The 15499-nt window shown below is 38.5% G+C and carries 12 protein-coding genes and 1 riboswitch; of the genes, 7 read left to right on the forward strand and 5 right to left on the reverse strand.

The window, feature by feature from the left end; translation table 11 throughout:
* Positions 1–50: 50 nt before the first annotated feature.
* The gene (locus FGD67_RS04730) at positions 51–2630 is read right to left on the reverse strand and encodes a DNA internalization-related competence protein ComEC/Rec2 (RefSeq protein ID WP_257173916.1); all 2580 of its coding nucleotides are present in this window, start codon (positions 2628–2630) and stop codon (positions 51–53) included.
* Between the two features lie 18 nt (positions 2631–2648).
* Between FGD67_RS04730 and FGD67_RS04735 the strand changes: the two genes are divergently transcribed.
* Positions 2649–3164 (forward strand): DUF2062 domain-containing protein, encoded by a 516-nt coding sequence (locus tag FGD67_RS04735; RefSeq protein ID WP_257173917.1) that lies wholly within the window; start codon positions 2649–2651, stop codon positions 3162–3164.
* 144 nt (positions 3165–3308) lie between these two features.
* On the opposite strand, the gene lolE is transcribed toward FGD67_RS04735, so the two are convergent.
* The 3 genes from lolE to FGD67_RS04750 all read right to left on the reverse strand — a co-directional run bounded on the left by lolE (position 3309) and on the right by FGD67_RS04750 (position 6630).
* Positions 3309–4574 carry a lipoprotein-releasing ABC transporter permease subunit LolE gene (gene lolE, locus FGD67_RS04740; protein WP_257173918.1) on the reverse strand — a complete coding sequence of 422 codons (1266 nt, stop codon included), beginning with the start codon at positions 4572–4574 and terminating at the stop codon, positions 3309–3311.
* On the reverse strand, positions 4575–5348 hold the full coding sequence (lolD, locus tag FGD67_RS04745; protein WP_257175065.1) for a lipoprotein-releasing ABC transporter ATP-binding protein LolD: 774 nt from the start codon (positions 5346–5348) through the stop codon (positions 4575–4577).
* 61 nt (positions 5349–5409) lie between these two features.
* Positions 5410–6630 carry a lipoprotein-releasing ABC transporter permease subunit gene (locus tag FGD67_RS04750; RefSeq protein ID WP_257173919.1) on the reverse strand — a complete coding sequence of 407 codons (1221 nt, stop codon included), beginning with the start codon at positions 6628–6630 and terminating at the stop codon, positions 5410–5412.
* Positions 6631–7046: 416 nt separating this feature from the next.
* Here FGD67_RS04750 and FGD67_RS04755 point away from each other — a divergent pair, with 416 nt between their 5' ends.
* Positions 7047–9113 carry a M13 family metallopeptidase gene (locus tag FGD67_RS04755; RefSeq protein WP_257173920.1) on the forward strand — a complete coding sequence of 689 codons (2067 nt, stop codon included), beginning with the start codon at positions 7047–7049 and terminating at the stop codon, positions 9111–9113.
* A gap of 102 nt (positions 9114–9215) precedes the next feature.
* Here FGD67_RS04755 and FGD67_RS04760 read toward each other — a convergent pair whose 3' ends face one another.
* On the reverse strand, positions 9216–10544 hold the full coding sequence (locus tag FGD67_RS04760; protein ID WP_373567839.1) for an IS4 family transposase: 1329 nt from the start codon (positions 10542–10544) through the stop codon (positions 9216–9218).
* A gap of 203 nt (positions 10545–10747) precedes the next feature.
* A riboswitch (cobalamin riboswitch) is annotated at positions 10748–10894 on the forward strand.
* A gap of 192 nt (positions 10895–11086) precedes the next feature.
* Here FGD67_RS04760 and FGD67_RS04765 point away from each other — a divergent pair.
* From FGD67_RS04765 to FGD67_RS04785, 5 genes are all read left to right on the forward strand, one after another.
* The gene (locus FGD67_RS04765) at positions 11087–11917 is read left to right on the forward strand and encodes an ABC transporter ATP-binding protein (RefSeq protein ID WP_257173921.1); all 831 of its coding nucleotides are present in this window, start codon (positions 11087–11089) and stop codon (positions 11915–11917) included.
* A complete protein-coding gene (locus FGD67_RS04770; RefSeq protein ID WP_373567841.1) occupies positions 11914–12921 on the forward strand; it encodes a FecCD family ABC transporter permease in 1008 nt (335 codons plus the stop codon). The genes FGD67_RS04765 and FGD67_RS04770 overlap by 4 nt, the downstream gene beginning before the upstream one ends.
* Before the next feature lie 5 nt (positions 12922–12926).
* Positions 12927–13532 (forward strand): cob(I)yrinic acid a,c-diamide adenosyltransferase, encoded by a 606-nt coding sequence (cobO, locus tag FGD67_RS04775; protein WP_257173922.1) that lies wholly within the window; start codon positions 12927–12929, stop codon positions 13530–13532.
* 29 nt (positions 13533–13561) lie between these two features.
* Positions 13562–14428, forward strand: coding sequence for a cobalamin-binding protein (locus FGD67_RS04780; protein WP_257173923.1), 867 nt, complete (start codon positions 13562–13564; stop codon positions 14426–14428).
* 273 nt (positions 14429–14701) lie between these two features.
* Complete coding sequence (locus FGD67_RS04785; protein ID WP_257173924.1) at positions 14702–15484, forward strand: ABC transporter substrate-binding protein; 783 nt, start codon at positions 14702–14704, stop codon at positions 15482–15484.
* Positions 15485–15499: the final 15 nt, after the last annotated feature.

The following is a 15499-nucleotide window of genomic DNA, read 5'->3' on the forward strand; positions in this document are numbered from 1 at the left end:
ATTTAATAGCATGATTTCATGACATCAGTAGCAAAAAACAGTATTTTTAGTTAATTTACAAACCAAAATGGCCGGATATCTGTGCGATAGCTCCTGACCTCAATATTGCCTTTGAGCTGATTGGCTGTCACTGTAAGTTCTTCTTCCATCGCCAGTTCACTGTTTGCTTCATTGCGTCTATCAGTAATAGCACGAGTCATAGATTGACTAAATTTAAAGCTTACCATGCCAAGCTCAGCAGTATTAAAGGTAGTAATATTAAAATCATGATATCGCTTTAAAATTTCTGTTGATGGCATCTGCCAGCGATTTAAGTATCCGGTACTAAAAACTGCATAACGAGGCGAAACTGCAGCTAAAAAGTGACGACTAGCAGAGGATTTAGAGCCATGATGCGGCGCAATAAGTAGGTCGCTACTGAGTTTATTACCCATCCCGGTGATATTTAATAAGCGCTTTTCCTGTTTTATCGAAATATCTCCCGGTAACAGCACTCGATGAATACCATCACTGATCGTTATAACACAAGAATCATCATTTTTATCGCCTTTAACTTCCGCTGGCGACAACACTTCAAACACTAGCCCTTGCCAGGTAAAACGTTGTCCTGAAATACAATGTGTATCTGGCATTAAACTTTGTTCATTTGCGATGATATTGTTGATAGCAATGTTTGCTTTTAACTGCTCTAAGCTACCTGCGTGATCATTATCATTATGACTGATCATTACGCTATCAATTGCTTTATAGCCATAATGTTTTAAATAGGGCAATACAGCAGCCTCTGCCATATTAAAACCGCTTGGGTAGCTTGCGCCGGTATCATAAAGAAAAACATGCTGATTTTTTTCAATTACAATAGCAAGACCATGACCGACATCAAGCACAGATAATTGCCATTCATTTAATGCTTGACGATTAAAGTGCATCATAGCTAACGATATAATAAATAAACATAAAGTTGCCATAATTTTTCTTTTACTGAGACGAAAAAACAACACCAAAAATATAAAAACAAAAAACACTAATAATACTTGTACTTGTTGGGCAGAAACAGCGATAACTGCCCATTTATTACTGGCTAAATAACTAAGCCATTGCCAAACGAACGACATACTCAATTGCGCTAAATCAGCAAAAATGCCAGCTAACCAAGTATTAAGGGGCAGCGAGATCACCGCAAGCAGTGTTAACGGGATCACAGTTATACTCATCAAAGGCACAGCCAAAATATTGGCAAAGAAAGCCGCTAATGGCAGCTGATAATTTAACCATGCCGCTATCGGTAACATCGCCAGCGTTAGCGATAATTGCACCAACAATAGTGTTTTCAGCCAATGCGAAGCTTTGATTTTAAAGCTATAAAAATATTTTATTAGCCACTTTTCATCTTTGAATTTAAGCATTAATTCCGATTGAGGCTTAGTCATCTTGGCCGATTTAGTCATTTTAGCCGCTCTAGTCATCACGATATTAAAACGAGAAAGTGTCGAAAAAATAATAACTAAGGCAGATATAGACAACCAAAAGCTAACACTGAGTAAACTTAATGGCCAAAAAAGTAAAATAGCTAAAATTGCCAGTAACAGCCAACGTAATAGCGTGACATGTATCATCATCAATTTTAGTGACCAAAGTAACAGCAACATTACCAAAGCGCGTAATGTCGGAATAGAAAAACCGGCGAGATAAGCGTAATACCATGCCATAAAACAACTACATAATACCGGCAGGTAACGTAAATTTGCTTGCATTAACCTTAACTGCCAACTGGTCGACAAAATCAACTTTAGTGGCAATAAGCGCACAATAACGCGTATAAAAATCAAACTACCAAAAGCAACAATGCCAATATGTAAACCTGAAATAGCAATAAGGTGCTGAGTAGCAGTTGCTGACAACACTTGCCAATGTTCAGGTGTTAACTCTCCTCGCTCGCCAAATCCTAGCGCCAAAATCAAACTTCGCATGGGCTTATCAGCTAACATTAGCGCTAACTTACGATATAAACTTTGCCGCCAGGTGATCGTTTCTTGTAGCAATATATTACGCTTTTCACGCTTTAATAATGTTTTAGCGCTCGTATCGGCTTTAACATAACCGGTTGCAATAATCTGCTGCTGTAACAACCACAATTGGTAATTAAAGCCACCAACATTTGCTAAACCATGAGCAGGTTTTAATTTCACTGCCAGTTGCCATACCTGGCCTTGTAACAAAGCCTGCTTCGGCGCTTTCCAACTAAGACGAACTTTAAAGTTTTTACTAACCTTCAAGCCTTGCCAATGAGTTACGAGGAAATTAAAGCGGCTATTATCCAAGGTAACATTAGCAATGTTTATTACTTTACCTTGTATTAAATAAACTTGCTTGTGCAACTGTTTCAACGGAATGCTATTTTCATTCAGGGTATTGTGATATTGACTAGCGGCAATCAAAATCCACGTGAACGCGAATATAGCGATAGCAATTAAGCGGTATTTCTTCAACAAGATAAAAAATGATGCCAATAACAATATCACTGATAGCAAAGAAAACTCTGGCACTATAGGTATGAATAATGACAAAATAGCGCTGAAAAAAAATGTGAGTAGCCACCATTCCATAGTGATCAATTTCCAATTAGCCATTTAAAGTTAAGTAAACTTATGCCGAAAAAAATGATTAAACGCCTGATGCCAGATCATCAAACGATTAAAAACAACAAGCATTTACAAATTTTCGGTACGCTACTGCATAACGCTAATTTGTGGCATCTTAACCGCCGTTCGGTAAGTAAAGCATTTGCTGTCGGGTTATTCTTTGCTTTCATCCCTGTACCATTTCAAATGGTTTTAGCTGCTGGTCTTGCTATTATAGTACATGCAAACTTACCTTTATCTGTTGCTCTTGTTTGGATCACTAACCCTTTGACCATGCCGGCTATTTTCTATTTTTGCTATTTAGTCGGTACCTGGATTGTTGGTGTACCCACCAAACAATTTGCCTTTGAAGCGAGCTGGCAATGGTTAGTTGAAAGTATTTCAACTATTGGCCCTGCGTTTATTCTTGGTTGTGGCGTGCTTGCTACTATTTTTTCTATTTTAGGCTATTTGATCATAAACACCTTATGGCGTTTTTCTGTCGCAAAAGAATGGAAAAATCGTCAAACACGACGAGATTAAGTTTCACCCAAAAAATATTAATGAGCTAATTTTCAATAAAAAAATCAGACTTGAAGTCTGATTTTTTATTTTACTTATCTTTTATTTAGCCCAAAGTTAATGTTTCATCTGAATCTGAACTGGGTTTGTGTTTAAGATTATTCATTAGGATTGCCCTAACACTTGTGCCGGCTCAACTTTTGTTGCTCGCCATGCCGGGTAGATAGTCGCTAATAAACTCATCACTAAAGCAGTAGTCACGGTATTAATAACATCTTGCTGACGCAATAGTGTTGGTAAGTAATCAATAAAGTAAACATCGGCAGATAAAAACTCCACGGAAAGTGTAGACTCCATAGCACGAATAATCTCTGTTAAATTTAACGATATTAAAATTCCCAAACCGGCGCCAAGTATACAGCCAACAATACCATTCATTAGCCCTTGAAACATAAAACTTGCCATAATGGTACTCGGTTTTGCTCCCATGGTTTTCAATATAGCAATATCAGATTTCTTTTCATTTACCGCCATAATTAACGTCGATACTATATTAAAACTCGCCACGGCAATAACTAACACTAAGATAATAAACATCACCAAGCGCACCAATTGAATATCATTAAATAAATGCCCGTGGCTACGTGTCCAGTCCAGCATGTATACATAAAAATCAAAACCGTATGCGACATCATGTACCACTTGTCGGGCTGCAAAAACATCACGCACTTTTAATCGAATACCTTGAACTTCGTCCGCTTGATAACCTAGCAATTGCCCTGCTTTTGCTAAATTAATAAAAACTTGGCTGTCATCTATAGTGCCGCCAAATTTAAACACGCCGACAATCGTTGCTGGCTGCCTAGTGGGCACAGGAAATTGCTGTACTTTATTACCCGACTGAGTAGTTAAATCGGCAGGCGGTAATAATAACTGTACGTTATCACCGACCTGTAATGACAATTTACGCGCAATTCCGGCACCGATAACTACCGCGTTATCACGAGTCAAATCTTGCCAGCTACCTGCAGTTATATAACTTGAGATGGCAGAAACTTTTTGTTCTAACATTACGTCAACACCACGTATTTCAACACCTTTAAGTGCCGCTGACTTCTGCATCATACCCTGAGTTTTTATAAACGGAGCCGCTGCTAAAACGCCTGGATTTTGCTCTATTTTCGCGACATTTTCTCGCCATTGATTAATCGGCTCATTAACCGCCACCACCTCGCCGTGAGGCACAACAGACAGTAAATGCGTTGCCAGCGCTCGTTCAAAACCATTCATCGCTGAAAGCACAACAATCAGTACCGTGACTCCAATAGCAATACCTATGGTGGATGACGCTGATATAAATGACGAAAAGCCCTTTCTTTGACGACTACGAACATAGCGCAAGCCGATAAATACACTTAACGGTTTTAGCACTTAATCATCCTCAGCTTGGCGTTGTTCATTCTGAGTTTGAACAACCTGACTTGGGGTAATGTCAGCTAATGGCTTGAGGTATCCATGCTCTAAACGCAATTGGCGGTCCATTTTTGCAGCTAAAGTTAAATCATGAGTTACGATAACAAAACTGGTATTAACCGTACGGTTTAACTCTTGTAGTAACTGATAAATTTGTTCAGCAGTATCAAAATCTAAATTTCCCGTTGGCTCGTCAGCTAAAATCAATGAGGGTTTAGTCACTAAGGCGCGCGCAATAGCAACTCGCTGTCGTTCACCACCTGATAATTCTGAAGGCCGATGATGGCTTCGGTGCGATAGGCCAACCTGTTCAAGCATAGCTTTCGCTTGAACAAGCGCATCTTTGGGTTTATCACCACGTATTAATAGCGGCATGGCAACATTTTCTTCGGCGCTAAATTCCATCATCAAATGATGAAATTGATAAATAAAGCCAATATGCTGATTACGAAATTTTGCTCTTTGTTTTTCGGAAAGTTGATGAATATTGACACCATTAATATAAACCTCGCCAGCACTTGGTGTATCTAATGCGCCTGCTAAATGTAAAAATGTGCTTTTACCACAGCCCGAACTACCAACAATAGCAACTAGCTCTCCAGCTTTAACAGCCAAATCAAGCTTGGATAATACTTGAGTCGAAATAGGGCCTTGTTGGTAAGACTTACTTAACTGACGACACTCAAAACTCAAGGGAAGTTCAGGCGTGATACTGTTTTCATTAGCGCTCATCTTTGTGCTCTTTTTTACCGAGTTAATATTACAATCATTTGCCATTGCATTCGTTACCTTACTATTCATTTCTGAGCACTTCAGCGGGTTGAGTTTGTGCTGCTCGATAAGCTGGATAGAGGGTGGCAATAAAGCTCATCGCCAAAGCTGAAATAACAATAATAACAATATTCAAAGCATCGATAGCAATCGGTAACTTCTGCCCGACGCCCAAGAGAGTAACGCCGAGTAAACTAAGTATACTATTTAAATTTAAGGTCAATAACACGCCAAATGTGACACCCAAGACAACGCCCCAAAGCCCATTAGTTAAACCTTGAGTAATAAAAATCTTTACTACCCCGCTACGATCTAAACCTAAGGTTTGTAAAATACTGATTTCGCCTTGCTTATCGATAACCACCATCACTAACGCTGAAACAATATTAAAAGCTGCCACAGCAATAATTAAACTTAGCATTAACCACATCATATTTTTTTCCATACTAACCGCAGCAAACAATGCACCTTGGCTTTCTTGCCAACTAACAAACTGGTAATTAGGATATTTTGCTGACAACTGTGAGATAACATTTTGAGCATGAAAAGCATCATCAAGATATAATCGTAATTGATTAACACCATCACCTTTTTTTCGATGTAGTTTTGCGCCATCTTTAATATTGATATAAACCATTGCTTCATCAACCTGAGAGCCAACATTAAAAATACCAACAATAGTAAAGGTTCGGTGCACAGGAACACGCCCCATAGGGGTAAACAAGGTTTTATTAGGTAAGGTTAAGCGTACTTCATCCCCCAAGTTCACCTTTAAGTTACGTGCTAACGCTTGTCCTAACACTATGCTAAAGGGCACGTTATCTAAGCTATCTAATTGCCCTGAAACCATTGAACTATTAATAATATTATGTTGTTCAAACTTGGGCATAATGCCGTGCACTAAAACCCCTTGCAGGGATTTTTTTGATTGAATTAACGCTTCACTTTCTTGAAAAGGCGTGACGTTATTAACCTTGGGGAGCGAGAGCATATCTTGCTGTAACGTTTGCCAATTAGTGATATGTGTTTTTTGATAAGACATTAACACATGAGGCACTAAACCAAGCACACGCCTTTTTTGCTCCTGCTCTAGTCCATCCATTACAGAAACAACGGTAATTAAGGAAGCAACACCCAGTACAATGCCGATTATTGAAAAGAAGGTGATAAAGGAAACAAAGCCTTTGCCATGGCTGCTGCGGCTGTACCTTAAGCCAATGTAAACACTAACAGGTTGAAACATGAACTCTTTCTTTATTGAAAATGGTTATAACACCAAGATTATTTTGCCTAAAATAATAACACAGCTGATAAGCATATAGCTCCTGACTTTATGAACTTTTAGACATTTAACTAAAAATGCTGAACAACAAAATTAAGCTGTTGTAAAATAAAAACATTCAATAATTAACTCGCGGCATTAATCAGCATAACAATCGCTTAAAAACGGCTATTAGGGGAAAATGTTACAAATTATCGTAACGCTAATGCCTTAATAACGTTATATTTTGTTTTTTGTAAATTTTTACATACAAGAAAAAGTTAATAATTTGTTATAAAAACGGACGTTAGCCTAGTAAGTATCAAAGATTGGCTTTAATATCGTCTGCTTTAAATCAAAGCTTTACAGTCCAATATAAATTAAATCGTGAGTATAAAATGAAGAATATAATAACAGGTGCAGTTTGCACATCTTTACTGTTCATTGCTGGGTGTAGTAATGACCTCAGTACAAAAACAACCACTGAAGCACCAATAATGCAAAAAACCGCCTTAGCATCAGGTATTGATAAAGCGAACATGGATTTATCTGTTCGTCCACAAGATAACTTTTACCGCTATGTTAATGGTACGTGGTTAAATGCAAATGAAATTCCTGGCGACAAAACTTCAATTGGTTCATTTTACGACTTACGTGATGAAGCTGATAATAACGTCAAAGCCATTATCGAAGAACTCGCGGCAACTAAAAATCTAAAAATGGGCAGCGATGAACAAAAAGTTGCCGATTTATTCCGTTCATTTATGGATACAGAAGCCCGTGATGCCGCCGGTATTGCACCGGTAAAATCGATACTTGACGACATTAATAACTTAAAAAATAAAAATGATTTAGCAACATTTTTTGGTAAAAATCAAAAAATTGGTGTTGGTAGCCCGCTCGCCTTTTATATCAATGTTGATGCAAAAGTCTCAACACGTTATGCCACCCATGTATGGCAAAGTGGCTTAGGTTTACCAGATAAAGACTACTATTTTAATGAAACCGAACGTTTTGAAAAATTACGTCAAGGTTACCTAGCTCACATTGAAAATATGTTTAACTTAGCCGGGCTAAAAAATGGTAAAGCTGCTGCGCAAACTATTATGGCACTTGAAACCAAACTAGCGGGCTATCATTGGTCGAAAGTTGAATCTCGAGACAGCACAAAGCGCTACAACAAATTTGATGTTGCAGATTTAAAGACAGTAACTGATGCTTTTAACTGGACAGCTTACCTTGAAGCACAAGGCGTTGCTGACCAGAAAGATCTTATTGTTAACCAACCATCATTTGTCAAAGGTTTTGGTGAAACATTCGCGGCAACCTCATTAGCTGATTGGCAAACTTATTTAATATTTCACACCCTAAGTAATTTCGCTAGCTCACTAACGACAGCACTAGACAACGAAAACTTTGACTTTTATTCCAAGCAATTAAGTGGCCGTGAAGAACAGCGTCCAATGTGGAAACGTGGTGTTGCAGTCGTTAATAGCAATCTAGGTGAAGTGATAGGTAAAGTTTATGTAGGCCGTCACTTTAAACCTGAAGCTAAAGTACGTATGACACAATTAGTTGAAAACTTGCGCAGTGCATACGGTGCAAGCATTAACGAATTAGAATGGATGTCAGATACCACAAAAAAAGCGGCACATGTCAAATTAGCCAGCTTTGATCCTAAAATTGGTTACCCTGACAAATGGGAAGATTACTCTGCCCTTGTTATTAAAAACGATGATTTAGTTGGCAACCAAATGCGTTCAGGCACAGTTGCTCACCAGAAAAAAGTCGCTAAACTTGGTGGCCCAATCGACAGACAAGAATGGGGTATGACACCGCAAACGGTTAACGCTTATTACAACCCAACAAAAAATGAGATTGTTTTCCCAGCAGCTATTTTACAACCACCATTTTTTAACTTAAATGCCGATGACGCAGTAAACTACGGTGGCATTGGCGCTGTTATTGGTCATGAAATGGGTCATGGTTTTGATGATCAAGGTAGTAAATATGACGGTGACGGCAACATGCGTAATTGGTGGACTGAAGCAGATCTAGCCGCTTTTAAAGTACGTGCTGATAACTTAGTAGCTCAATACGACAACTACGCGGTATTTGAAGACTTAAACGTCAATGGTTCTTTAACATTAGGTGAGAACATCGGTGACTTATCAGGTGTGACTATCGCTTATAAAGCTTATAAAGCGTCATTAAATGGTAAAGAAGCTCCGGTTATTGATGGTTTAACTGGCGATCAACGTTTCTTCATGGGCTTTGCGCAAGTATGGCGTGGCAAAATGGTTGAAAAATCATTACGTAACCGTGTAGCAACTGACCCGCATTCACCCGGTGAATTCCGTGCTTTAGGGTCATTGTCTAATATGCCTGAATTTTATCGTGCCTTTAACGTAAAAGAAGGTGACGATATGTATATTGCACCTGAAAAACGCGTTAAAATCTGGTAGTTTTTGCTCTAATCATAACTTAACGCGAATAATGTAAGCGTTAAAAATACGATTGTAAAAGCAATACTAAAATATAAAAAAGGAGCATTAGCTCAATGCCAGTCAGTTAAGCTGACTGGCATTTTCTTTTTTATGGGGATACTTAGATGGTTTTGGCTTCACCCATCGGGGATATCTTCTATCTTCTCGTCTAGTTGGAAGCTTAAATAAGACCAGTGTATTGAGTAAGTGCTGCCAGTGTATTGGAATGTTCCCTGGACTCATTATAGATATTGATGAGAAATACTGAATGACAGCCATCGAACTGCTAGAAAAACTAAGCTGGTTAGGCCATATCCCTGTGACTGTCGCTGCCATCGTCATTATTCTTCGTATTAAATTATAGGCGAGTAACACACCCCATAGCTCCTGACGTACCATGTCTGGACGCTTACTTCTCAAATGGTATGCGCTATCAAGCATGGTTTTTTTGATTTCTCGAAATCCAAGTTCTATCTCCCAACGATGACAGTATAATTCAACAATTTCATTGCCTGGAAAACGCAATCTATCCGTCATCGAGGTCAATATACGGTAGCTTTTGCCCTTGATTGTTTTACTGATTAATCTCGCTTTAATCGTTTCAGGAACATCGGGAAAGTTTTTTTGTGCATGCTTGGTTGTTTTCAATTCAATGATATGATCATTTTTACCCGCGCTAGAGATGATTTCATACTGTAAGTCGGGCCTTGCTGGTATCAGCCAGTGCCTCATACTCCCAGTTTGGTGCCAACGATTTAACAGGCCTAAAGAATAATATCCTTTATCAAACATAGTTAGTGAATTATCTGGTGTACGTTCAATTAAACGCTCAGCTAATTTCATCTCATTGGTTTTATAGTTATCAAACTCGCTACTGAGTAGTTGATGGCTGGTCAATTCCATATGACAGACCATGCGTATTTGAGGAAAGGCTGTATCACCATATTGGTTGCTACCAGAAGAGAATGCTTTACGATTGTCAGGCGTGTCGGCTGTTCGCCACACAACACCGTCAACCGCTAATAGATTCAAACCATTCCATGTTTCGAATGACTGTTGCTTATACATTGATTGAGCAGATTTATTGAAAACCTGTTTAACGGCGTCATCACCTAACCTTTGTCTCGCTTGTACCATTGCACTTGGAGCAACGAGTTGGTTTTTGCCAGGTAGCATGATATCTAGCTTATTGGCGATATTCCAAACCGATTCTTTTCGAAATAATGCCATGCCAATGACTGACCACAAAACAGCCTCAAGCGGTAACCTTCGCTTACGAACGGTAGCAATCCCTGCTTGTTGAAAGCCTTGTTCAATGATTTCAGGGTCAAGAATTTCTGATAATTTTTCAAAGGTATGGTATCGGTTGCTTTCTTCAAGTGTTGCTTGCAGTGCTTGTTCTATATTCACAAAAAAAATCCGTAGTTAGTTTCCTAACTACGGATTTTGCATGATCGTTTGGATCGGTCAACAGGTCATTTTCTTAACTGATCGGCATTGAGCATTAGCTCCTTTTTTATTATCCGCCCTGACCCGCCCTTCATGTTGCTTGACGATTTTCGTTGTAAAGCGGCATACTTAACCGTAAAATCAGCTTCATATTGTATGATATCTTTAACCAAGTATTTGATGATCATAGATCAACTTTAGGTTAATTTATAGGGAACATGGTTAAAGGCCGTGACTGTACCCGCAACTGTAAATAGCTTTATTATTCAAAGTTATAAGTCAGGACACCTAGTATCAAAATTTGTAATAACACTAATAATGTTAACACCGTGCGGGAATACACGTGAGTTACACTGTCTAAAAGACCTTCGTATCCTATTTTCAGCACCCGAATAAATAACATTATCCCCGACAAACTTTTGCGTTAACGTTTAGGTAGCAATGAAAACATACTTAGGAACATTATCCAATATTCACCAGATGTTAATATTAGGCTATTTTTGATGTCAAAATTACTCAGTGTTAAAGCAGTATCTTGGACAGTTGACAAACAAGTGATCCTGAACAACATTACTTTTGATATTAACCGTGGCGATATTATTGGCATAATAGGACCCAATGGTGCAGGTAAAACTTCGTTGCTTAAGTGTTTATTAAATCAGTATAAAAACTGGCAAGGGTGTATAAAGCTAAAAAATAAAAGTATCCGTCAATATAAACCACATGAATTAGCACAAACCTTTGCTTTAGTGGTACAAAAATCACCTCCTATATTTGATTTAAAAGTTTATGACGTAGTAAGAATGGGCTTACTGCCCTATAAAGCGCTATTTGCTCGTGACAACGACGTTGATAAAAAAGAAATTCTGCTAGCGTTAGACAAAGTAGGTTTAGCAACGAGCAAAAATAAATTCTTCAATACTTTATCTGGCGGTGAACAACAACGAGTATTGATTGCTAAAGCTTTGGTACAGAAAGCCAAAATATTAGTATTAGATGAACCCACTAATCATTTAGACATATTCTATCAACATCAAATATTACAATTAATTAAGGCTTTAAATATTACCGTGATCATGACCATACATGATCTCAATCTTGCAGCACAGTACTGCAATAGATTACTACTCTTAGATAAAGGTGATTTAGTCAGTAACAGTAGCGTTGATAAGGTGCTAACGCCTGATGTCTTAACAAGTGTTTTTGGTTTACCTTGCCATCGAGATGACGCTCAACATAGTGGCATCCCGCGAGTCTATTTTTACCCTGCACCTGACGCAACGTTCAGCCACAAACCCAATTTATCCCGTAACAATATCGGTAAGCTTTCGTGAATATTTTTCGTACTATTAAAGGTAAAAATGCTTGGGTTTTTTCTGGCCTGATCATCTTAACTTTGTTTTCTATAGTGATGTCAATTACTTTTGGTCCAGCGACCATTACCAGCCTCGATATATTTCAGTGTGTGGTTAATGAATGTGCATCCCCCATGCATGATATGGTGATTTGGCAAATACGCATCCCCAGAGTTTTAGTCGGTCTAGTCGCAGGAATGGGCTTAGCTTGTGCTGGCGCAATTTTACAAAATGTAACCCGCAACCCGCTTGCTGATCCTTACTTATTTGGTATTATTTCGGGCGCCGGCCTAGGGGCAACCATCGCCACCTTAGTATTAAATGAAGAACAAATGCTTGCGCTACCATTAGCAGCATTTTTAGGCGCTTTATTTTCGGTAATAATTGTTTTTGGTATCGCGACCCTACTTCGCAATATGAATCATTTACTGCTAACCGGTGTTGCGGTATCTTTCATGCTTGGTTCAATTAGCCATTTCATTCTTTACCTAGGTGATCCCTTTGCCACCAATCGAGTTATTTTTTGGCTTATGGGTAGTTTAACCCGTGTCGAAATGTTTCACTTCTATTTGATTAGTATCATGGTATTACTAACATTAATTACCATCTTTGCTTTTCACCGACAAATAGATGCACTGTTATTAGGTGACGAGAGTGCGGCAAGTCTCGGGGTTAATGTTGATAAATTACGGATCATCTTACTGGCTTTATGTGCCGCAGTCACCGCCACCATCGTTGCTTACTGTGGCGGTATTGGCTTTGTTGGCTTAATGATCCCACATATTGTACGACAACTTGTCGGCGTAACCACCATGCCATTAATTGTCGGCTCTGCCTTGGTTGGTGGCTGTTTTTTAGTTTGGGTCGACGTTTTAGCCCGTAGTGCACTCAGTACCGTAGAAATTCCTATTGGTATTATTACTTCAGCCATCGGCAGTATTTTCTTTTTAGCGATCATGTATCGCACCCGTAAAACAGGATAAAAATTATGACAACAGATGCAGACAAAAACCAAAAACATCAAGAACGTATGCAACGTATTAAAGACAAAGTTGATGCACGCATTAATTCAGCTCAAGAAGAGCGTGGCTTACTTATTGTAATTACCGGCAATGGTAAAGGTAAATCAACATCAGGTTTTGGTACGCTAACCCGCGCAGTTGGTCATGGCTACACTGCTGCGGCCTTGCAATTTATTAAAGGGGATTGGGAATGTGGAGAGCGTAATTTACTGGAAAATAATGGTGTTGAATTTCACGTGATGGCAACGGGTTTTACTTGGGATACTCAAGATAAATCAAAAGACATCGCAGCAGCAACTAAAGTTTGGGCAGAAGCCAAGCGCTTATTGAAAGATGAGAGTATCAACGTAGTTTTACTTGACGAGTTAACTTATATGTTGTCGTACAAATATCTAGATTTAGATGAAGTGATTGAAGCCATCGTCAATCGACCTGCTATGCAACATGTCATTATTACTGGCCGAGCTTGTCATCGTAGCATTATTGAACTTGCCGATACCGTCAGTGAAGTACAACCACTTAAACATGCCTTTGATAATGGTATAAAAGCGCAAAAAGGTATTGATTGGTAACCAAGAACACTCTAAAAAATGGAATCTAAATGAAATTCACTCACTCTCTAGCTATGATTTTTCTCTGCTTAACTTTTGGCGTAAACGCACAAGAAAATAGTACAGAAACCACGCCAAACAAACCACGTATCATTGCCTTGGCGCCTCATATTGTTGAAATGCTCTTTGATATCGGTGCTGGTGAGCAAATTATTGCTGCAACCGAATATGCTAATTACCCACTCGCCGCACAGGAGATACCAAGAATAGGTAATTCTTTACGTATTCAACTTGAACGGGTCATTGAATTGCAGCCCGATCTTATTATTGCCTGGCAAAGTGGTAACCCTAGTGATGATTTAGCGCGTATCAAACAGCTTGGTTTTAATGTCGTATACTCTCAGCCAAATACCTTTGATGATGTTGCTAAAGAGCTACGTTTATTCGGGAAGTTGTCTGGCCACAGCGAACAAGCTGAACAGGTGGCAAGTAAATTTCTAGCTGACTTAGCAAAAATTAAACAACAATATGGGCAGAAAAAACCACTTACCGGATTTTATGAAGTATGGTCTCGACCATTAACTACCATTGCCAAAGGCAGCTGGCCACAACAATTTTTAGATATTTGTAGCATTAGTAACCCCTTCTATCAATCTGATGCTAGATATCCGCAAGTCAATATTGAACAAATATTACAAACTCATGCCGAAATTATTATTCAGCCTTTATCTGAAAATCAAGCTGATAAAGAAGGATATACTTGGCAGAAGTGGCCAATATTACCGGCGGTAAAACATCAACAGATTATCAAGCTTGATGCAGATGTTGTGCACCGCATGACTACACGCAGTTTGAATGCTTTAAGCGATTTATGTCAGCAAACGGATGGAAGTCGACAATATTACCAACAAGGCTAGCCACTCAATAAACGATATTTTATCACCTTTAAGTCATAGCAAGTGTATTCTTGACATGTAGCTAAATACACTTGCTATAATTCAAACTTAAAATTTTGACCTTAAAACTCTGACCTTAAAACTCTGACCTTAAAACTCTGACCTTAAAATTATAACAGACATCACCGTCTGTACAGTGACAGCTTTATAACATATTATTTATTGTGTTTACTTGCCTGGTAAATTATCTTAGGCTAGATAGACTCATTATTTATCGCTATCTCAGGTGCGCTATTGTTAAAAGTACTCATCTTAAGCCTGCTCATTATCTCGTGCTTAGCACAAGCAGAAAGCATAGATAACAATGAGAATAAACAACTGACTATGTGTGTTTCTCATTACCCCCCATATCAAGTTATATCTTCCAACCAAAATCCTATGGGCGAAAACATTGCCGTCACCCGTTATTTTTTTGAAAAACTAGGCTTTACTATTCGCTTTACAGAAAACAATACTTTTTGGCGTTGTTTGGCCATGTTAGAAGCGGGTAAGGTCGATCTCATGTCTGGTTTATTAGATGCGCCAGAACGACGAAAATTTGCCCACCTCTTTGCTTATGGTTCATTGAATGAAAAATTATTTTACGTTAATAATCGCAAGCTTAAAAACATTAGTACTTTCTCAGATCTGAAAGGTTTAAAAGTAGCGGTACTCAGAGACATTAAGCAGTTTAAGCAATTTGATAATGCCCCTGATGATTATTTAGAAAAGGTTTATGTCAGTGATCTCGACGCTGCCATTCGGGTGTTAGTCGCGGGTAAAGTCGATGTGTTTATTTCAACTGACTTTCTTTATTTAGACAAAATTAAAAATATAAACGATGAAGTTCATAGGATTGAAGAGGTAGTCGTGAAGTTAGATCATGCTTCTTTGCTGTTTACAGGTCTATCAAAAAAATCTAAAGTCGCCCATCTCGAGCCTAAGTTTGCCGAGTTATCAAAAGCTATGTATGAGAGTGGTGAATTTAAGAAGATTATCAATGAGTTTAAGCTACAGTATCCTGAATATTATCGTTGATTTCCTCGATATAAA

The organism is Colwellia sp. M166 (genome assembly GCF_024585285.1).
Taxonomy (GTDB): domain Bacteria; phylum Pseudomonadota; class Gammaproteobacteria; order Enterobacterales; family Alteromonadaceae; genus Cognaticolwellia.